This is a genomic window from Ectobacillus sp. OTK, from assembly GCF_059698935.1.
On record NZ_AP048547.1, the window covers coordinates 1,525,012 to 1,546,558 of the forward strand.

Annotated in this window: 17 protein-coding genes and 1 riboswitch; of the genes, 8 read left to right on the plus strand and 9 right to left on the minus strand. The window is 38.2% G+C overall.

What is annotated here, in order from left to right; translation table 11 throughout:
• Positions 1 to 367 precede the first annotated feature (367 nt).
• The 7 genes from AC6HZ4_RS07480 to AC6HZ4_RS07510 all read left to right on the plus strand — a co-directional run bounded on the left by AC6HZ4_RS07480 (position 368) and on the right by AC6HZ4_RS07510 (position 7,946).
• Positions 368 to 1,156 (plus strand): HAD-IIA family hydrolase, encoded by a 789-nt coding sequence (locus tag AC6HZ4_RS07480; protein WP_497494353.1) that lies wholly within the window; start codon positions 368 to 370, stop codon positions 1,154 to 1,156.
• A gap of 12 nt (positions 1,157 to 1,168) precedes the next feature.
• Positions 1,169 to 2,389: a sn-glycerol-1-phosphate dehydrogenase gene (locus tag AC6HZ4_RS07485; protein ID WP_497494354.1), complete on the plus strand. Its 1,221-nt coding sequence runs from the start codon at positions 1,169 to 1,171 to the stop codon at positions 2,387 to 2,389.
• Between the two features lie 85 nt (positions 2,390 to 2,474).
• Positions 2,475 to 2,807 (plus strand): MmcQ/YjbR family DNA-binding protein, encoded by a 333-nt coding sequence (locus AC6HZ4_RS07490; RefSeq protein WP_497494355.1) that lies wholly within the window; start codon positions 2,475 to 2,477, stop codon positions 2,805 to 2,807.
• Positions 2,808 to 3,285: 478 nt separating this feature from the next.
• A complete protein-coding gene (locus AC6HZ4_RS07495; RefSeq protein ID WP_497494356.1) occupies positions 3,286 to 4,674 on the plus strand; it encodes an aminotransferase-like domain-containing protein in 1,389 nt (462 codons plus the stop codon).
• 118 nt (positions 4,675 to 4,792) lie between these two features.
• On the plus strand, positions 4,793 to 6,094 hold the full coding sequence (locus tag AC6HZ4_RS07500; protein WP_497494357.1) for an MFS transporter: 1,302 nt from the start codon (positions 4,793 to 4,795) through the stop codon (positions 6,092 to 6,094).
• A gap of 117 nt (positions 6,095 to 6,211) precedes the next feature.
• The gene (locus AC6HZ4_RS07505) at positions 6,212 to 7,414 is read left to right on the plus strand and encodes an aminotransferase-like domain-containing protein (protein WP_497494358.1); all 1,203 of its coding nucleotides are present in this window, start codon (positions 6,212 to 6,214) and stop codon (positions 7,412 to 7,414) included.
• Positions 7,415 to 7,595: 181 nt separating this feature from the next.
• Positions 7,596 to 7,946: a zinc-binding dehydrogenase gene (locus AC6HZ4_RS07510; protein WP_497495635.1), complete on the plus strand. Its 351-nt coding sequence runs from the start codon at positions 7,596 to 7,598 to the stop codon at positions 7,944 to 7,946.
• A 495-nt stretch (positions 7,947 to 8,441) separates the two neighbouring features.
• Here AC6HZ4_RS07510 and AC6HZ4_RS07515 read toward each other — a convergent pair whose 3' ends face one another.
• The 7 genes from AC6HZ4_RS07515 to AC6HZ4_RS07545 all read right to left on the minus strand — a co-directional run bounded on the left by AC6HZ4_RS07515 (position 8,442) and on the right by AC6HZ4_RS07545 (position 18,203).
• Complete coding sequence (locus tag AC6HZ4_RS07515) at positions 8,442 to 8,741, minus strand: YciI family protein (RefSeq protein WP_497494359.1); 300 nt, start codon at positions 8,739 to 8,741, stop codon at positions 8,442 to 8,444.
• Positions 8,742 to 8,832: 91 nt separating this feature from the next.
• On the minus strand, positions 8,833 to 9,999 hold the full coding sequence (locus AC6HZ4_RS07520) for a phosphoribosylaminoimidazolecarboxamide formyltransferase (protein WP_497494360.1): 1,167 nt from the start codon (positions 9,997 to 9,999) through the stop codon (positions 8,833 to 8,835).
• A gap of 51 nt (positions 10,000 to 10,050) precedes the next feature.
• A riboswitch (ZMP/ZTP riboswitch) is annotated at positions 10,051 to 10,129 on the minus strand.
• 326 nt (positions 10,130 to 10,455) lie between these two features.
• Positions 10,456 to 12,408: a lipoteichoic acid synthase gene (gene ltaS, locus AC6HZ4_RS07525; protein ID WP_497494362.1), complete on the minus strand. Its 1,953-nt coding sequence runs from the start codon at positions 12,406 to 12,408 to the stop codon at positions 10,456 to 10,458.
• A 530-nt stretch (positions 12,409 to 12,938) separates the two neighbouring features.
• Complete coding sequence (locus AC6HZ4_RS07530) at positions 12,939 to 14,156, minus strand: murein hydrolase activator EnvC family protein (protein ID WP_497494363.1); 1,218 nt, start codon at positions 14,154 to 14,156, stop codon at positions 12,939 to 12,941.
• A gap of 579 nt (positions 14,157 to 14,735) precedes the next feature.
• Positions 14,736 to 15,872 carry a stage II sporulation protein P gene (locus AC6HZ4_RS07535; RefSeq protein WP_497494364.1) on the minus strand — a complete coding sequence of 379 codons (1,137 nt, stop codon included), beginning with the start codon at positions 15,870 to 15,872 and terminating at the stop codon, positions 14,736 to 14,738.
• A 250-nt stretch (positions 15,873 to 16,122) separates the two neighbouring features.
• Positions 16,123 to 17,499: a sensor histidine kinase gene (locus tag AC6HZ4_RS07540; protein WP_497494365.1), complete on the minus strand. Its 1,377-nt coding sequence runs from the start codon at positions 17,497 to 17,499 to the stop codon at positions 16,123 to 16,125.
• 29 nt (positions 17,500 to 17,528) lie between these two features.
• On the minus strand, positions 17,529 to 18,203 hold the full coding sequence (locus tag AC6HZ4_RS07545; protein ID WP_497494366.1) for a response regulator transcription factor: 675 nt from the start codon (positions 18,201 to 18,203) through the stop codon (positions 17,529 to 17,531).
• A 156-nt stretch (positions 18,204 to 18,359) separates the two neighbouring features.
• Here AC6HZ4_RS07545 and AC6HZ4_RS07550 point away from each other — a divergent pair, with 156 nt between their 5' ends.
• Positions 18,360 to 19,979 (plus strand): multicopper oxidase family protein, encoded by a 1,620-nt coding sequence (locus AC6HZ4_RS07550; protein WP_497494367.1) that lies wholly within the window; start codon positions 18,360 to 18,362, stop codon positions 19,977 to 19,979.
• 32 nt (positions 19,980 to 20,011) lie between these two features.
• Here AC6HZ4_RS07550 and AC6HZ4_RS07555 read toward each other — a convergent pair whose 3' ends face one another.
• Both AC6HZ4_RS07555 and AC6HZ4_RS07560 read right to left on the minus strand, forming a co-directional pair.
• Positions 20,012 to 20,257, minus strand: coding sequence for a hypothetical protein (locus tag AC6HZ4_RS07555; RefSeq protein WP_497494368.1), 246 nt, complete (start codon positions 20,255 to 20,257; stop codon positions 20,012 to 20,014).
• A gap of 77 nt (positions 20,258 to 20,334) precedes the next feature.
• The gene (locus tag AC6HZ4_RS07560; protein ID WP_497494369.1) at positions 20,335 to 21,330 is read right to left on the minus strand and encodes a F510_1955 family glycosylhydrolase; all 996 of its coding nucleotides are present in this window, start codon (positions 21,328 to 21,330) and stop codon (positions 20,335 to 20,337) included.
• Between the last annotated feature and the right edge of the window lie 217 nt (positions 21,331 to 21,547).

The window sequence follows — 21,547 nt, forward strand, 5'->3', positions numbered from 1 at the left end:
ACAACACCTAGATTAAAACATTCAATTCCCTTTATAGGCATGGACAGAAAAGCACAGATTTCGAGGAGGTAAAAGGGGGAATAGATGAAATATTTAGGGTGAAAAGCAGCCTTTGACAGTCTTGAGCAGCAGCATCAATTATAAGGAATTCTACAGAAAAAAGGGAGAAGTATCTAAAAAATAATAAAATTCTTGAAATTTGTATTGAAAAAAGGGAGGGAAATGGTAAACTTTAATCAAAGTTATACGAACAAGTTGCTTTGTATTTAGATTTTTTATTGTAGTAGTTAGTACAATTAGCCTGTTTATAGCTTTCACTTTTAACCTTATACGTATAAAACGAATTTTATGATGGGGGGCAGGATAGTTGCTAAAAGGAGTTGAGGGACTTCTCATTGATTTAGATGGCACGATCTTTAAGGGGGAGGAACTTATTCCTGGTGCGGATGAAGCCATTTTCTACTTGAGATCTCTTCACAAGCAAATTGTTTTTGTTAGCAATCGTGGAAATATTTCCAGAAAGATGTGCTGCGAAAGATTGCAGCAATTAGGAGTGCAGGTTGAAAAGGAAGAGATTTTATTATCTTGTACAGTAGCAGCTCGTTTTTTGAAGGAACACTATCCTGACTGTCAGGTGTGGACTTTAGGAGACCAGGGGCTGCGAGAGGAACTGGAGGAAGAGGGGATACATATCGCCGCAGTGCCAGAGAATGCAGATTTTCTCGTTATTACACTGCATGAAACGCTCACTTACCACGATTTAAATCAAGCCTTTCAGGCCGTTCAGCATGGAGCGAGAATCATAGCGACTAACGCTGATAAGACCTTTCCCAATGAGAAGGGAAATTCGATAGATGTTGCCGGGATGATTGGTGCTATTGAGGCAGCGAGCGGTCGAAGAACAGAACTCATTTTCGGAAAGCCTTCTTGTTTTATGGCAGAAGCAGCACTACGTCAACTGAACATAGATCCAGAAAAATGTATGATGATTGGTGATAGTATCGAGTCAGATATTCTTATGGGTCATGCGCACGGTATGAAGACAATGCTTGTACTTTCGGGAAACACGCGACGGAAGCAGTTAGAGTCTTTGCTAGGAACTAGTAAACCTAATTATATCGTCGATTCGATTTATAATATTACTCAATTAAATTAGGAGATGAAGACTATGGAACAAACAATTGCTGAGTTTGCAGTGCTCTCTCAAACTTGTAATTGCGGTAATCCGCATTATGAAATCCCGATTGACAAGATTGTAATCGCTCACGATGCTTTACAGCGAGCTGTATTATATATAGGGGACAAGGGCTATAAACAGGCTGTTCTTATCGCAGATGAACATACATTCCAAGCTGCTGGTCAAAAGTTAACGCTGCTATTACAACAAGTTCACCTTCCTTATACTGTTTGTACTATTCAGCCGGATCATAACGGCGATGTAGTGGCAGATGAGATTTCTATTGTACAGACCCTCATAGAAATTCCAAAGGAAGCCGATGTGATTTTGGCTGTCGGGTCTGGGACCATTCATGATATTGCTCGATTTTGCAGCTATAAAATGGGAAAACCATTTATTTCAGTGCCGACAGCACCTTCAGTAGACGGCTTCAACTCAATGGGTGCTCCCTTGATTGTAAGAGGAGTAAAGAAAACCTTTCAAACGATATCGCCTGTTGCCGTATTTGCTGACCTGACTGTGTTAAAGCAGGCACCGAGGAAAATGATTGCCGCCGGCTTTGGTGATATGCTCGGCAAATTCACCTCACTGGCAGACTGGCGCTTTGGTCATCTTGTGGCCGGGGAACCTTATTGTCCGTTGGCTGCACAAATAACCCGGGAAGCGTTGGAGTCCTGCATAGCTCATATAGACAAAATTGCGGCAGCAGAAGAAGAAGGAATACATATTCTTATAACCGCACTTGTGCAGTCTGGGCTGGCTATGCTGATGATGGGGCATTCCTATCCTGCCTCAGGTGCGGAACACCATCTTTCTCATTACTGGGAGATGGAATTTTTACGAGAAAAACGGCCGCAGGTTCTTCACGGCGCTAAGGTAGGAGTGTCTTTCCCTCTGATTACAGAGCTTTATCAAACAGAATTTTTACACCTTTTGTCTGATGCAGCGGGAATGGAGGAACTATTCCATTCCTCCCATGAAGTAATAGAAAAAATTGAAGCACATAAGCAGGAGCTAATAGAGATTTTTCAATCTATACCTGATCCTTCACAACTGAGAGGCATGATAGAGAAGGTAGGAGGGGAATCCAGGCCGGATCAGCTGGGCATCAGCGAAGACCTTGTAAGAAGAAGCTTGAACGAAGCCCATTTGCTAAGAGATAGATTTACTGTTTTAAAATTTTTAAATGAGATTATGAAGGAATGTACTTAAACGAAACAGGTTAGTGCACTAAAGGACCCGAGGGTTATAATTTAGGATGCAGCTTTATTAATTTATGTTAGAGAAGAGGTAAATAATGAAAAATAGAGAGGAAGCTATCAGTTACTGTTTGAGAATGGGTAACACATATGAAGATTATCCGTTTCGTGATAAGAATTGGACATTAATACGACACATAGAAAACAAGAAAGTGTTTGCGTGGATCTTTGAAAAAGATGACCGTATTTGGATCAATGTGAAGTGTGAACCCGGTTTTCTGGATTACTGGCGTCAGATTTACACTTCGGTAGTTCCAGCATTTCATCTTAATAAGGACTATTGGAATTCGATAATTCTTGACGGTACTGTTCCAGAGGAAGAAATTTACGAAATGATAAAACAAAGCTATATGTTAACTAAAAAAAAGTAAGAGTAAAGTTAATTTCAATAAGTGAAGGCATTGATTCAGCAGTAAGGATTAATGCCTTTTTCTGTGGAACTTACTATTATAAATGCGGCAGTGAGATAGAGAGCAAAAGTCAGCGGAAGGTAGTTTAACTCCTCAATAATTGACCTTTCTCAACTCCGACCAGATACAGTTTGCTTTGATGTTAAGAAAGGTTGGACACCAAAGAACAATAGTTATAGGGGAATTAATCATCCTCAAGGTTTGAAGGAACTTTTAACCAAACTTTATATTAAAGCTACATTTGGTTGTGAATAAATAATATAGTTGTTTAAAAAATAAGACCCGATACTTTTGATAGTTTTAGCTTTTGCTATTTTCGAGAAAATCAAGTGAAAAGAATCACTTCCCGGATATTCACTAAAGGGCATAATATTAAAGAAAATCATAATTGTTTTATAAACGGCACAATCATATAATTGTATGAAAAAGGATGCGTATTATGCCGATTAATTCTTTTGAAAACTATCCGATGAGCTGGAAGCCATCGATTGATAAAACTAAAAAGCCAATTTATCAAGCAATCGCAGGGCAATTGGAACAAGATATTTTAAACGGAGTTTTATTACCTGGAACAAAACTTCCCCCACAGCGAGAACTGGCCGATTATTTAGATTTAAATTTGAGTACCATTTCAAAAGCGTTTAAAGTGTGTGAGTTAAAGGGATTGTTAAGTGCATCTGTGGGAAGCGGCACATTTGTATCGTATGATGCGTTGTCGAATGCGTATTTACTTGAAGATACAAAGCCGAAGCATTTAATTGAAATGGGAGCGACACTACCAGATAATGCTTCATACGAGCCACTACTACTTCAACTGAAAAATATGCTGCAAGAGACAGATTATGAAAAATGGTTTGATTATGGTCGAGCAGGCGAAAGCCTTTGGCAAAAGGATGCAGCTATAAAGCTAATCCGAAGAGGTGGGTTTGAAACAACAGTTGATCACATTTTATTTGCAAATGGGGGTCAAAATGCGATTGCTGCCACACTGGCGAGTCTTTGTCAGCCTGGAGATCGCATTGGTGTTGATCATCATACTTACCCAGGCTTGAAAACTGTTGCAGCGATGCTTAGTGTGCAAATAGTACCGATAAAATCAGAGAACTATGAAATGAGTCCAGCTGCCTTTGAATATGCGTGTAAAAATGACAATATTAAAGGTATTTACTTGATTCCAGATTATCATAATCCGACAGCTTGTTGTATGTCTGTCGAGAATCGAAAAGTGATTGCAGCAATTGCCAAAAAGTATAATCAGTTCATCATTGAAGATGCGACGTATCATCTTCACAACGAAAAACCACTTCCAGCAATCGCATCATTTGCACCAGAACAGGTCATCTATATTGCGAGTTTATCGAAATCAATAGCACCGGGGTTACGACTAGCCTATGTAGCAGTGCCGAGTCAATTCAAGGAGCCAATTTCAAAGGCGCTTTATAATTTGAATATAACGGTTTCCCCGTTATTAGCAGAACTGGCAGCACGTACGATTGTATCGAATCAATTTGAAGTCTTAATTGAGAGTCATCGAGAACAAGCAATTCGCAGAAACCAAGTCGTAAATCGATATTTGGGTGACTATACGTGTCTAGGTGTTGAAACAGGTATTTTTCGTTGGTTGCTATTACCAGGCAAGATTACAGGTGCTGAATTTGAAACGTTAGCTGCACAGCAGGGGGTACAAGTGTATGCGGCTGAACGTTTTGTAGTTGGAAATAGTTGTCCAGAGCGGGCTGTAAGGGTTTCTGTATGTGCACCAAAAACGCTCGAAGAGCTTGAGCAAGGATTGATTATCCTTAAACGTTTGCTAAACGATCTTACCTAATATTGTTCGCCATACAATTATAATATTGTATGGTCTTTTTGTGCGTGTTAAGATGTTTGAAATCTAGTTGGAGGATTATATGAAATAGAATTAGCTTTCTAGAAAGGTAGGTTAGATTGTGTTACAAGATAGCGTAAAAAATTTAGACGTTCAATCAGCTTGGTTACAAGTCTACATTAGTTCTTCAGAAAAACAACAACAATTATATAAAAGAACATTAATGGTTGTTGTCATATCTCAAATTTTTGGAGGGGCAGGACTTGCAGCAGGAATAACAGTGGGGGCACTTCTAGCCCAAGATATGTTAGGTACAGATAGTGTAACGGGAATTCCTACGGCGTTATTTACTTTAGGGTCAGCAGGGGCTGCGTTACTTGTGGGACGACTTTCTCAGCGATTTGGACGTCGTCCTGGACTTGCAGCAGGATTTTTGGCTGGAGGTATCGGTGCCATTGGAGTGGTGATTTCAGCATTAACAAATAGCATTCCACTCTTATTTACTTCACTGCTCATCTACGGGGCTGGAACGGCTACAAACTTACAAGCACGCTACGCAGGAACTGACTTAGCAAACTCAACACAAAGGGCAAAGGCTATTAGTATGGCCATGGTTTCCACCACATTCGGTGCTGTTGCAGGCCCAAACCTGGTGGATGTAATGGGCGAGTTTGCTGTATCCATAGGAATTCCTGCTTTGGCTGGCCCATTTATATTAGCTGCTACAGCTTATATACTTGCTGGTTTAGTTCTATTAATTTTACTTCGTCCTGATCCCTTTATTGTTGCAAAAGCAATATCAGATGCTCAAAGAACAACCAGTAATTTACTTTTAGAAGAAAATTCTAATTTGTTATCGATAAACAAGCGAGGTATTTTTGCAGGAGCTGCAGTAATGGTTCTAACTCAATTTGTTATGATTGCAATTATGACGATGACACCCATACATATGGGACACCATGGCCATGGTTTGCATGAAGTAGGACTTGTCATTGGATTTCATATAGGTGCTATGTTTTTGCCTTCGTTAGTAACTGGTTTTCTTGTTGATAAAATTGGCCGTGCTGTTATGGCTATTGCTTCTGCCATTACGCTACTTGTTTCTGGCATTTTAGCTGCTATGGGGCCTGCTGATTCGATGGTAGTACTCATTACAGCACTTGCTTTACTTGGGCTTGGCTGGAACTTTGGTTTAATTAGTGGCACAGCAATTCTTGTAGATGCAACCCCACCTTCTACTCGGGCTAAGACGCAGGGTTCTGTAGATGTTTTGATTGCTTTATCAGGAGCATTAGGAGGAGGCTTATCCGGAATGGTTGTAGCACATTCTAGTTATGCAGCCCTTTCCATTATTGGTGCTGTGCTTTCATTACTGCTTATTCCAATTGTTATTTGGGCAGGTAGCACTCAGAGTAAGGTCTAACAAAATAAGGATAACTGAAAATTCAAGATATTATTAGAGTAAAGGTAGCCTATTAAACTTTTAAAATAATTGTTAAACGTAATCAATTACAAAAAATAAAAAAAGGAATGTTTATAAATGGAAGATAAATTTGCTGAGAGGATTCATTTAGTAAAACCTTCTGAGACACGTGAAATATTGAAAGTAACAGAAAGACCAGAAGTTATCTCTTTTGCGGGAGGCCTGCCAGCTCCAGAGTTGTTTCCTGTAGAAGCTCTTAAGGATGTATGCAATGCTGTATTGAATGAAGAGGGTGCGGCTTCTCTTCAATATAGTACGACTGAAGGATATATTCCTTTAAGAGAAGCTATTTGTCAAAGGATGAAAGTTATTGAGATCAATTCTACTATTGAAAATGTTCTTATCACATCAGGATCCCAGCAAGCAATCGACCTTACTGGAAGATTGTTCATCAATGAGGAAGATACTATTATTTGTGAAAGCCCAACCTATCTTGCAGCAATTAATGCATTCAAGTCATACAATGCCAAATTTGTTGAAGTAGCTATGGATGATGATGGAATGGTTATGGAAGAGCTAGAGAAAAAGCTGCAGGAGCATCCTAACACAAAATTTATCTACACTATTCCAGATTTCCAAAACCCTACAGGTCGCACATTAAAACTCGAAAGACGAAAAAGAATGATTGAGCTTGCTAATCAATATAATGTGCTGATTGTGGAGGATAATCCCTATGGAGCTGTAAGATTTGCTGGAGAGGCACTCCCACCTGTGAAACATTTTGACACAGAGAGTAGAGTAATTTATATAAGTACCTTCTCTAAGATTTTTACTCCCGGTCTTCGACTTGGCTGGATTTGTGCAGACGAGCCTTTTATTGATAAGTATGTTTCTTTAAAGCAAACAGCTGACTTGCATACTGACAGCTTTGCTCAAAGAGTTACAGCAAAGTATATGGAACTTTACGATATCGAAGAGCACATTAATAAAATCAAAGCTGTTTATAAAGAAAGATGCACAGCTATGTTATCTTGTATCAAGGAATTTTTCCCCCAAAATATAACCTATAGTATGCCAGACGGTGGATTATTTATTTGGATTGAGCTTCCTGAGTCTGTTGATTCGAGGGAATTATTCGCTAAATGCTTGGAAAATAATGTTGCTTTTGTTCCTGGTGCCCCATTCTTTCCAAATGGCACAAAGAATAATACTTTACGTTTAAATTACTCGAATATGCCTAAAAAGAAAATTATTGAAGGTATGAAGCGTATGGGAGAAGTGCTACATCGTGAATTAGAAAAAGAAACAACTCCTTTATGATTCAGAGCTGACAGTCTGACCGAGGAAGACACACAAAGAAATAAGGTCTTGTGCTCAAATTTTATACATTTCCTTAAGTTGATGGCTATATGCGAGGGTATTTCCTCTACAACCAGTAATCAATCTTAAATTTCTTAACTCAACAATACTGTACTAAAAAATAGGAGATATATTTCAGGGCATTGGTGGACTTGGGCACTTAGCTGTTCAGTACGCAAAGAAGGCAGGATTTCGCACGGTTGCCATTTCGCGTGGTAGTGATAAAGAAGAACTGGTACGTCAACTTGGAGCACATCACTACATTGATTTAGAAAAAGAAGATCCAGCTCAGGCATTACAGGCATTAGGTGGAGCCAAAGTAATCCTTGCTACTGCGCCGAACGCCAAAGCTATTTCTTCTCTGATCAATGGGCTTGGTTTAGACAGCGAACTAATCATTGTAGCTGGTTCTGGTGAGCAATTAGAATTGTCAGCAGTGGACTTTTTAAAAGGGCCGAATACGGTTAAAGGAGAATACATATTAGTCATGTAAAATATGTACTCTCCTATATTTTTAAGGGTTTTTATAATTTAGGTCTTGATAACCGTTTGGTACTATTCCTGACAAGATTAAGCTTGTTTTTTTCTAAATTATAATGAAGCAAAAAAGAAGCACAACGCACAGCAGTTTGAGCTGTTGGATTGAAAGCATTGGCTCCTATCTTACATCTTTATTTGTAATATACAAGAATATCGCATTTTTTGCTTTGAGAGCATTTAATTTCGTTAGTTTGATAGATGCAGGGGTCGCCACGTCCATCAAACTAATCGTTTTTTGTATACAAACTCAATGAGACTACTTATTTTTCGGACCCAGGCTGCCGGGGTCCCAAAGGAAATAAGTAGTCTTTCGCAGGTGCATCGCAAACACATTTGTATAGCAATAATAAGGCTGTTGATTTTGAAACCTTACAAATCCAATCCATTAATATTAAAGGAACTTAAATAACTGTTTTCACTCTCTAATTCTTTTACTAGTTAATCAAAACTATTTTTCTGTTCCTTTTATAAAACAAGAAAATCGTTCATCAAACTTTGTCGGAATAAACTCTATTATCTCGTACTGAGCGATTTCGTTAACAAAAAAAGGATCCTCAGATACAATTTGTTGAACTTCATTTTTAGACTCTGCATTAACTAAAATAACACCGCCTACTCGTGGATTACGCCGCCCTGAAAAAATAAATTTTCCCTGTTCATAATATTTGTCTAAAAATACAACATGGCTCTCTAGCAGCTGTTCGACGGCTTCAATCGGCTTGACGTAATTTACTAAAACCAAAAACATATAGCATTCTCCTATCTTTTTTGAGTTTACTTCCATATATTTCATTATCATGAAAGCATATGTACTAAAGATCGATAGTTCCTCTTGTGATTTAATGATGAAACAAACGAATACCCGAATATGCCATTACAATTCCATATTCGTTTGCTGCTTGTATAACTTGATCGTCACGCAACGAACCGCCAGTTTGGATCACATATTTAACACCGCTTTGAACAGCACGGTCGATGTTATCACGAAATGGCAGAAAAGCATCAGAGGCGTAGGAAACTTCTTTTAAGCCTTTTAGCCATTGTTTTCTTTCAGATATAGTTAGTCTCTCAGGTATTACTTGAAAATATTGTTCCCATTGTTGCTCTTCTGCAGGAGTAATATCATCATTTATCCAGCCATCAATTGCATTGTTTATCTCAACATGAGATATTCCTTCTCGAAACTTCATTTGGAGTGCGAGGGGATGCTGTCTTAATCGCCAATTATCCACTTTTTCAGCGGCCAATCGGGTACAATGAATTCGTGATTGCTGCCCTGCACCAATTCCAATCGTTTGGCCATCTAACGCAAAACAAACAGAGTTTGATTGAGTGTACTTGAGAGTGATCATAGCAATGAGCAGATCTCTCCTAGCATTGTCAGGAATTATACGCTGTAAGGTGACAATGTTCTTAAAGATTTCTTCCGATATGAGTATATCATTTCTTTCTTGTTCCATTGTGATTCCAAACACTGACCTTTTTTCAACTGGATCAGGTACGTAGTCGGTGTCAATCTCTAAGATAAGATACTTGCCTCCTTTTTTCTTTTTTAAAATTGCTAACGCATCTTTATCATATCCTGGTGCGACAATTACATCAGAAACTTCTTTTTTTAGAAGGTTTGCTACAGTTATATCTACTGGATCACTAAAAGCCGCACAGTCACCAAATGAAGACATCCTGTCCGCTCCTCTTGCTCTTGCGTAAGCGATAGCCAATGGAGACATTTCTAACCCTTCAACAAAGTAAGATTTTGCGAGCTGATCACTTAGTGGACAATAAACAGCTGCGCCAGCTGGACTTACATGCTTAAATGATGCTGCTGCTGGTTGACCGATGCTTTGTCTAAGTTCTCGCACAAGCTGAAAAGCATTTAATGCATCTAAAAAGTTAATGTAGCTTGCCTCGCCATGCAAAACCTTAATAGGCAAATTTTCTGCAGAATATACTTTTGCTTGCTTTTGATGCGGATTCATTCCATATCGCAAATCAATTTTTCCCATCTGTTTGAGCCCCTTTCTGAAAATAAAAAAAGTATTTGAACGTAAGTCCAAATACTTTGCCCAGGCGTACGGCGGGTATCTGTGTGCTCCCTCATGGTTCTCCATGTTCACGCCAGTAACACACAATTGATTTTCTAGGAAAATTATACATAACAATCCCATTTTTTACAATAAGATCCTTTTTAAAAGTAAGAATGGCATGTTTACTACATGTAAACTAAGGTGGATTTGCTTCCTAACGAATATATTTGAGAATACCGTCAGTGTAATCGATAACGAGAAGAACCAAGTAAGCACGATCATTCCAGCTGAGGAAAAGCTATATCTTATCGGCATTTTTTCAACAATATGAAAAGAGCTGCCATGTTCATGGCAGCTCTTTTCGAGACCGTTAAGAAATCATTGTCTCCATACACACTGTAACAATGTCATCAAATCAGGAACAGAAGAATCTCATTATTTTTCTCCCGTAATTTGATTTGAATCCAAATTATTGTAATTGTATTGAGAAGGATCTACTGGTTTAAATCCTCCAGGGGTGTAAAAGCGTAATAAATCTCCATAAACGACTTTATCAGAAAAATCCAGCTTTGTTTTTACTATTTTTTCATATTCTTCAATCTCATCATTTTTCTCGATTGGTTCACCAGTTGTTGAGTTGTAGTATTTTCCGCCGATAGAATTGACAGTTGGGCTGACAAAGTCACCATTACGGAATGCTACCACCTGCTGGTGATCTGGCGAGAATAAATCTGAGCCAAGTTGCACATAATTTTTAGTATCGATACCTAATAAGTGAAGCAGTGTTGGCAGAAGGTCTACTTGTCCTCCGTATTGATGCATCACTCTGCCTTCTACACCAGGTACATGAATGAATAATGGTACACGTTGTAATTGCGCACTCTCAAATGGAGTAATTTCTTTTCCCATCACTTGAGCCATGGCTTTATTATGATTTTCCGAAATTCCATAATGGTCACCATACATAATAATAACGGAGTTATCATATAAGCCAGATTGTTTCAAGTAATCAAAGAACTCTTTGAGAGACTCATCTAAATAACGCGCCGTTTGGAAGTAACGGTCAACAGATCCATCTCCTGTAGAAGCAGGTTCAATCGTTGCTTCTTCCTCTGCGATAGGAAAAGGAAAATGGTTAGATAAGGTAATAAACTTCGTGTAGAAAGGCTGCTGTAAGGATTCCAACATAGGTATGGATTCCTTAAAGAATGGCTTATCTTTTAATCCGTAGTTTACTACATCTTCGTCATTCATATCATAGTAGCTCGCATCAAAAAATTTATCAAATCCCAATGATTTATACATCACATCACGATTCCAGAATGTTTTATAGTTGCCGTGAAAAACTGCTGATGTATAACCATTTTGCCCTAAAATGGCCGGAGCAGCCTGATACGTATTTTGAGCCTTTGTTGAAAAGGCCGTTCCCTGCGGTAACCCGAATAATGAGTTTTCCAATAGGAACTCGGCATCTGCCGTTTTACCCTGACCTGTTTGATGGAAAAAGTTATCAAAGTAAAAGGTACTGGAATCGCGTGTAAGCGAGTTTAAAAATGGTGTGACTTCTTGTCCATTGAGTTTGTAGTTAATAACAAAGTTTTGTAAGGATTCTAAGTGAACATAAATAACATTCTTGCCTTTAGCGACACCGAAGTAGTCTGGGTTAGGTTCGGCATAAGTTGCCTTTGTATAGTTAAGAATATTTGTCAAATCACTGTCATCTGCCAAAGCTCGTTGAGTAGATGATTTTGTTGTTTGAATCGCATCATAAATCGTATAGTTATACATTCCTAAATACTTTACAATATAGTTACGGTCAAATGTCCGCGTTAATAATTGAGGACGGTCAGTTTCTGCCAAGGCTAAATTTACAGTTGAAACCAAGATAGCCGTTAAAAATACGAGCGTTACTTTACGGCGCCCCACAAAAATCGGTTTTGGTTTTACCAGCTTAGCTGCTACCAGCACAATTAAGATAATCGTATCTAAGAAATATAATGGATCGTATGCGTGTAATAATGCGTTAAGGCTTTGACCCAAATCACCTACATTTTTGGTTTGGGTAAAGGTTGGCAAAGTAATAAAATCACTAAAAAAGCGATAGTACACGATATTTGCATACAAAAGAAGTGACATCATCAAGTTAATTCCGATGAGCCAAATATACGCTCTTCGGCCCTTTGCCAAAAGGGCGAACCCAAGGAAGAAAATAGCAGAACCTAATGGGTTGAAAAATAACAAGAATTGCTGCATGGAGTTATCAATACCTAAATTGAACTCTGCACGATAGGCTCCATATGTTTTAAACCAGAATAGAACAACGGCGAAAAGAAAAAAGCCAAGATGCTTATTGAGAACATACTGTCCCTTCGTCCATAAATTTTTCATTTTTTCACCTCTATTTATCTGTTCTTATTAGTCTCATGTGTAATGTTTAAGCACACCAAAATAAAAGCCCCCCCTTACAACAAGGTGCAGGAGATGCCAAAGAAGCATGAATTACTATACAATGTCTAATAAGAAGAAGTCAAATATAATCGGTTGGTAAAATTATTATTTTATTCCTCTTATCCTTCATCTTTAGAACCAATTCAAAGCTCTGTTCTTCCTAATGAAGTCCATTTGTTTCCCTCTTGAATTTCTAGACTTATTCGTGCTTCAATCTATCGAGACCTTCTGCCTATTTGTCATTTTAACATTTAAAAGTGAAAAAACAGTGAAAAAGAGGTTAGAAGAGGCCCTTCGTTTTGTATGTCTTAGGGTCCTGTAAAATCTTAACTTGATGGTGATGGGAGCTGCTCCCAATATAAACAAAAAAACAGACCAACATTTTATAAGTGCTGACCTGTTTTTTATAAGCATAGGAAGATGCGTTTTTAAGTATAGGAATTCAAATGTATGGAAGACACACCGTTCCCTTATTGCAGGAATAACATAGGATCTACCGCGTTAGATTTAGCCGCGTTCCAGCTTCCGATATGAACTTCAAAATGTAAGTGCTGACCAAAGGATATCCCTGTATTGCCCATAATACCGATTTGCTGACCTTGCTGTACAGCTTGTCCTTGTTGGACAGCACGGCTGCGCATATGAGCATAAACAGTAGTGTATGTTTTTCCATTAATATTATGAGAAATATATACTACATTCCCGTAGCTTGATGAATATTCCGAACGGATTACAGTTCCTGATGCCGCAGCCACAATCGGAACCGTTCCACCAGATGCAATATCAAGACCCTTGTGATTTTCATTTCCTCTCATGCCAAAACCTGATGAGTATCTACCAGCGGCAGGCTTTATAAAGATTCTTGAACCCGTTGGTTGAGGTGATAGGGCAAGTGCAGCTGATTCCGTATCACTTTGGTTTGTCTCTGCAGCTGATGCTTGTTGCTTTTGCATGTTTTCAAGGGCAGCAGCTTGTGACTCTAATAATCGTTTTTCTTCTTCTTCATCCATGATTTCTTGCAGCGTTCGATCTAGTTTTTGCTCTAAAGCTGTAATAGCATTAACCTTTTCTTGTTGACTTTTTTCTAATTGTTGCTGTTTTTCTTGTAAAGAGGCTTCGTAAGAACGTAATGCTGCTTCTTTCTCTTCTACACTGCGTTTTTCCTTTTGAAGTTGTTCTTGGTCAGACTGTTGATCTTCTAGAATTGTCTTATCAGACTGAAAAATAAGGCTTAATGAATACATGTTATCTAATAAATCAGCGATGCTTGTCGTTTCAATTAACACATCCGCTACGAGATTGGCTTTTGGCTGTGATTGTAAGGTTACTAATCTCTTTTTTATAATCTCTTGTCTTTGCTGAATTTGTTTTTGCAGTACTTCGATATTTTGCTTTTTTGAAGCAATTAATTCATTCGTTTCTTGAATCTGTTGGCGGATGGAATCTAATTCTCCTTGCGTTTTTTCTATTTCTAGATCAAATTGCTGTAATTGTTGTTTAAATTGTTCAATCTCTGTTTGAAGTTGTTGTTTTTCTGCTTCCTTTTGATTAATTGTATTCGTACTTTCACTTAATTTATCTTGAAGGACATTTAAGTCTCCCGAAATATTTTCAGCGTATGTAGGCAGTGCATAAGCCCCCATTATAATACTTGTCAATAACGCAACACGAGCTGCTTTTCCTTTCATTCCAGTAACCCTCCCCATATTCTCCACTAAAGTTATAACATGTCGGAAAAGGTTCCAAAGGATTGTAACAAAAGTGTAAAATACATTTAAAAAAAGAAGGGTTTTTTGTCGTTATTTCTGCAAAATTTCTGCATATTCTCTAATATAAAGGGAAAATTATGTAAAATAAAATCGAGGATGGTAAAAATATGTAATTTTCTTGAGGGGTATTTAAAAATTATAACTCCTTTCAAAAGGAAAGACAATTATAAAGAAAGCGTAGCTGTGAATCTAGCACAAATGAAAATACGAAGGAAGCAACACATGGGTAAGTAAGGGAAGGAGGCAAATTTTCGCTAACATACAATACTGGTATTAAAAATGCAGAAGGGACTAGTAGAGCTAGCCCCTTGCATACATTTAATATATGTGTTTTTCAATCAACACTTTTATGGATATTGCTATGCCAGCGACAAATAAAGGTAGAACAATATACCATATACTGAGAAGCATAGCTAAACAAGTTGAGAATAATGTCCAAATCAGCCACCCTACAGGTTCTCTCGAATCGTGCATTCTATTCCCTCCACGGATTCCATCTTATTGAGGTTTACTCACTTTTTCCGCTTGTTTATGATAGTCGCTAATGGCTTCAGCTAAAATATCGACAGTTCGGTATAACTCGTCTACATTATTATCAACGCCGCCGATTTCTACGAGCATAGCATTAGGGGAAAGATCTTGATTGTAAACGCCGTTTCCTTCTCGACGATCCTTCAAAAAAATACCTCGGCTGATACCGTAATAGTGCTTATCCAAGTATGCATTAATCGCTTTTACAAACTGCAGATTCTCTTCATAATGCTTATTTTCCTTTCCCACCACAAAATAAAGTCTTCCATAGGATTTACCGTTAATAACCTTTGTAGTGACCGCTTTACGAGAAGAATCCCGGTGTATATCAATAAGATACCGGAAGCTTTGATTTTGGCTCATCGCTTCTTTTACTACTTCCCTAGAAACATTATACGAACTCACATAGTTCAAACCACGTTTCAGCAGCGTGTCTACTATATCTACATTATTCTCAATAGCACCGATTCCTTGTTCTTCAAGCTTAGCTGCCAACCGTTCCCCTAATATGGAAACATTGACCTTGTCGCTTGAGGCAGCATTAGGGTTCGTTGTACCTGGAAGCAGAGGGAGAAACGATTCACGATTATGCGAGTGATAGATAAAAGCAATTTTTTGTTCATTTACTTTTGCTGGAGGTGTAGATTTCTCGGGTGGCAGGACGGTCGTATCTGCCTGCCTTTGTTTCAACAGCTCTTCTAGCGGAATATTTGGATCTTGAGGAACGTTTGTTTCATTGGTTCCCTCACCTGCTACAGCAATTTGCGAATAGTAATTAGAAAAACCAGGTAATTGATTACGCATAAGAGTACGAATGTCATTCATTTTGATATTAGTCATCATGGAAAGAAATATAGCTGAGAAGCGGGGGGAATTCCCTTGCTTTTGGAACTCTTGTGTAAAATAGTGGTTTTCCATTTGAAAAGCATACATAAACGTATTAAGCGTCTCTGTTTTTGACCATTTATTTAAAGAAGAAGCTTTCATACTTGGAAAAAGCGATACAAACATTGCGGAGAATACGAATAACAGCTGCACTAAAATAAAGCAAAGCAGCAGTACTTGCTTTATTTTCACACTTTTGATGATATGGTGACGATTCAATGCTCTCCCCCTCTCCATACATACATATGTACAAGTCCTATCAAATACTACTATTTTATGTAAGAAATAAAATAGAATTGATATACAACGAAACATATTGATAGTACGTATATGTGGGTAGATTAGCACTCTAATAGTATTTTAAATTACTATATCTATTATCGAACTTATTACTAGAAAAAGCCTCTAAAGTACACAATTGTACTTTAGAGGCTTTGGAACTGTTTGTATTGGTTAAACAAAACGGACTTTAACTTTCTTGTTCTTTTAACGTAATAGTGAATATAGATCCCTTTCCAAGTTGACTTGTTGCATCTATTGTTCCGCCATGGAATTCAACAATTTCTTTTACAATTGCAAGCCCTAAACCACTACCGCCGGTTGCTCGTGTACGTGATTTATCAACCCGGTAAAACCGTTCAAAGATATGAGGGAGGTCTTCGGGAGGAATGCCTTCTCCCTGGTCTTGAATGACAATTTGTACGTTTGATTGATCGCTTTTCACTGTAACAGATATGATAGAGTTTGACTGAGAATGGAAATATGCATTATTCAGTAAGTTTATGATAACTTGTTCAAACCGCTTTTGATCAATAGAGATTATAATACCTTTCGGACAAGATAAAAGAATGCGAATCTGTTTATCTTCGTAGGCAAGTTGTACCTTTGTTACGATTTTCTCTAAAAAGTCATAGAGGTTCGTTTCTTGCTTTTCAATGATGAAATTATGCTTCTCCATTTGCGCCAGTTCAAATAAATCTTGAACTAAGCCTGTGACATGGTCAGCCTCATCCTTGATGATAGTCAAATACGTATTTCGTTCCTCTAAGGAGAGTGTATCCCGCATTGCGATATCTGCGTATCCTCTGACATAGGTTAACGGTGTACGAAGTTCATGAGCCACGCTCGCTAGGAATTCACTTCTTTCTTTTTTCATATAGTCCAAATCGTTTGCCAATCTCTGAATTGAATGCGCTAATTCTCCCACTTCATCATTGCTTTTAATATTTAAGGAAACCGACAAGTCCCCTTTACTCATCTTTTCTGTGGCTTTCTTCATACGTATTAACGGCTGTGTAAGGCTGCGAGACAGAAGGAAAATGGTCACGACTGTTAACAAAAAAGTAATAGCAGCAATTACTAAAAATTGATTTGTTAACCGCTCTATCATTTTGTCAATGGAATCTGTTCCTAAAAACATATAAACGTAACCCTTGGTTTCTCCTTGAACTTGGATAGGGCTAACCGTACAAATATAATTGGATGTTTTCCAATGATTTTCTATCACCATTCCTTTGTCAGGTATAGAATCCATTGACTTAGATAGATGTTCCTCCATTGCCGTGTCCACATTATTTGACTTTGCAAGTATTTTCCCGTTCTTTGCTGTTATGACTACTTTCGTTTCGGCTTCTGACTCCATTAGTGCTACGTGCATAATCGTTTGTGGGTCGAAATACTTTTCCAACACATCACTGTGACTGTTACCCCGAGCAAGAAGAGAGGAGACTTCTTCATCAACTCGTGTATTAACTAGACTAAAATACAATAGAGCAAACAATACAGCTTCAATGAATGTTACACAAACTAAAAAGTAAAATCCTAATTTAATGGAGATATGCTTCATATTTTCACAATCCTTGTGGTTAAGTAATATTATTCTTCACTCATCCAACGATAACCAATCCCATATACGGTTTTTAAATGTTGTTCAATTGGGAATCCAGCTTTTCTTAATTTATCACGTAAGTTTCGTATATGAGAATCGACAGTCCGACCTTCTGTATCCGATTCGTTCCCCCAAATGCGCTCTATCAGTTGCTCACGGTTGAATACATATGCATGGTTATTTAAAAAGAGGCCCAGCAGTGAGAACTCTATGGGTGTAAGAGACAATTCTTTTCCTTGAAAAGATGCAAGATGTTTGAATTCATCCCATATAAGACCCTTGAACTCTAATTTTAAGTGACTATGCATTCTTCTCAAAACCGCTTCAATCCGTGCTAATAACTCCTCTTCATGAAATGGCTTTGTGACATAATCATCAGCACCTTGCTTCAATCCCTGAACGATATCCGGCATTTGATTACGTGCTGTAACCATAATGATAGGAACGCTGCTGAATTCACGGATTTTCTTGCAAGTTTCCCAACCATCCATTTCCGGCATCATCACATCTAGCAGCACTAACCGAAATGGTCTTTGCTCAAGCAAAGAAATTGCTTGCTGTCCAGACGTTGCTTTTATACAGTGATAGCCTCTTGGGGTCAAATATAACGACAATAAATCAAGCATACGCGGCTCATCATCGACAAGTAAGATTTCAATCATACAAATCCTCCCTATAGTATGTTCTAAAGAGTAGTGTACTGTAAAATCGTGCAGAAATTATGCAGTTCTGTTTTTATTTTCTAAACATTTTCATCTCCATAATTTCTCGAAAATGTTTTTGTATAATGAGCGAAACGAAACAGAAGGAGGAAAAAAATGAAGAAATCCATTTTGACTGCCATTGCAGTTTCCGCCATATCACTTATTACTGCATGTTCTGCGGCAACAGGTGGAACAACGGGTGATAAGAATACAAACCAAAACAAAACTAGCACAAAAGCAACGGCTGTAGAACCGTTGAAGATTCTAAATGGACCTAACATAACATTGGTTGCTAAAGAAGAAAAACAGGAGATCGGCAATGGCGTTGTTGTACCTGTTTGGACATTTAACGGTTCAGCACCTGGTCCTGAAATTCGTGTTAAGAAGGGAGAAAAGGTAAAAGTAACGCTCAAAAATGAATTACCAGCTCCCGTTTCTATCCATTGGCATGGCTATCCCGTTCCAAATAATATGGATGGAATTCCAGGGGTCACACAAGATGCCGTGATGCCAGGAAAAAGCTTTACGTATGAATTTACTGCTGACATACCGGGCACATACTGGTACCACTCCCACCAAGACTCTGTAAATCAGCTAGACCGCGGTTTATACGGTTCACTTGTGGTAGAAGACCCTGCAGAAAAATATGATAAAGACTATACCTTAATGTTGGACGAATGGGTGACGGATCAAAAAGAAATTGATGAACAAATAAAGGAAATGACCCAGAGCATGAAAGATGAGAAAAGTGATACAGATTCAAGCACGGATATGGAAGGCATGGATCATTCCGGGATGAACATGAACAGCGATACAGCAGACTCAAATGATATGGATATGGACGGAATGAACATGCAAGGTCATGATATGGGCATGTATGACTTGTTTACTATTAATGGAAAAAGCGGTGATTTAGTTAAAAAGTTACAAGTAAAGGAAGGAGATAAGGTTCGTCTTCGATTTGTGAATGCCGGCTACATGTCTCATAACATCCACATTCATGGTCAAGATATAAAGGTAATCGCGACAGATGGTCAGCCTATCAATAATCCAACAGAGGTAAAAGATCAGCTTTTAACGATTGCACCGGGTGAACGATATGATGTAGAGTTTACAGCAAACAATCCTGGCAAGTGGTATATTGAATGTCATGGTGACATGGAAGGTTCAAAGGGGATGAAGGCTGTTATTGAATACGAAGGAAGCAAAGAAATGACAGATAAAGCAAACGAGAAAGAAAATCTTCCGAAAATCGATTTAACAACCTATGGCACGAAGAAAGTAGGTACCTTCACACTAGATCAGCAGTATGATGTAAACTACACCATGGATTTAAATACAGAGATGGATGGGGAAAATATGGTATATACCATTAATGGTAAAACATTCCCAGACACAGAGTCGATTCAAGTGAAAAAAGGAGATCTTGTCAAAGTGAAGTTGAAAAATAACTCTGCGACAGACGATCACCCAATGCATCTACACGGTCACTTCTTCCAAGTATTAAGTAAGAACGGCAAACCATTAGAAGGGTCTCCAATTGTGAAGGATACACTAAACTTGAAGCCAGGTGAAGAATATGAAGTAGCGTTCGTCGCTGATAACCCAGGTGAGTGGATGTTCCACTGCCATGATTTGCACCACGCTTCTGCTGGAATGGTAACAGAAGTAAAGTATATGGATTATCAATCGGATTATAAGCCAAATTCCGATGTTCCAAACATGCCGGAATAATAAAAAAGGTCGACCCTGCGGGGTTGACCTTTTTACATCCAGTATAAAAATGAATCATAAATACCGATTAAGATCATAAACAGACCAGCTGTAATTTGAACATTCCTTCCTATTTTTCTGCTCTTTTTCAATAATGCACCGCTTAAACCTAAATAAGAAAGGATTAAGGTTAAGATAATGACTGGTAGTGCAGTTCCGATAGCGAAAAAGGATGGAAATACATACCCCATAATAGGAGCCATAAGCTGATAACTCCATTGGCTAATCGTTGTAAACATAGTCTGTCCCCTTTGTTATTGAACTAAAAAAGGGCGGAGATTTTAGAAACACTCCGCCTCTTCGTTGCTGATTTATGTTATTGGATTGAGCCTTTGTTAGCAATTTGTTTCCAAGTCTTGCCCTCATCTGTAGTAACAAATATATTTGCATTCATTGTGACGAAGACGATTTCTAATGGATTTTTTGGATTTTGAGCCACGTACATAATATGGTCATCGGTATTAAGAGCAGGGATCTTAATATCAACTTTTTCACTTGTAGCAAGCGATTGTTTCATCAATCCTTGTTGTTCATCTTTTATATAAGAGTAAATTAGATCTTCAGCTCCGACCGTTACAGCACTTGTCTCTATTTTATCAGAGAATAGATTGAACGTGTTTCCGTAGTCTGTAGATAAGAATATACCTTCTTTTGTACTGATTGCGACTACACTTTCTTTATCGGGATGCACAGCAAACATGCTGGCTGACGAAGAAAGACCTTTCAATTCACTTTTTTTCCATGACTTTCCGTTATCAATACTGTAATAAAACCCGTTTTTTAGTTTGGAATTGGCTTGTTCATTAAACAGATACATGCTATGGCTGTTATAACCGACAGCAAGATAATGGAAGTCGGACTCTCCATAAAATGCGATTTGTTCAAGGGTTTTGCCGCCGTCCTTGCTCTTTACTAAGCCTAAAGGATTTTTCAAGTTGGAGCCTTGTCCAGGATGCCCGCTTGAATAAAAACCGTCTTGGACGGCTTGGAATCCCATATAATCATTGTTGTTACTGATGGTTTCCAACCATTTTCCGCCCTGATATACTCTTAAGCCGTTGTGTGTAGCAATCGTAATTCCAGCTATATTGCCCGGATATCCAACGCCATGAATATGTTCAATTTTCTTACTGGTAATAGCCTTATAAAAACCTTGCGGGTCCACAGTCTCTGCCGTTTCTTGTTTCGGCTGCTCTTCTTGTTGAGAAGATACATCTTTCTCTTCCTTCGGGGCGGCTTCTTGTCCGTTTGAACATGCTGTGAATGTAAGTAGAGATGTAATGACAATTCCACTTGTTAACCATTTTTTCATGTTATTTTGTATTCTCCTCTCTAGAATGCAATTACAACTTTTATTATAATAAAGAAATGTCAAGAAATTATGGAGAACCAAACATATAGCGTCATTTAACTTCACATTCAGTGCAGTAAGAAAAACACTTGGCATGAATTCAACAATACTGATTCCTATATTAATGAGAATACTCAAGAGAATGGCAAGCTCGTTATAAGTATAAAGTGCGTTTTCT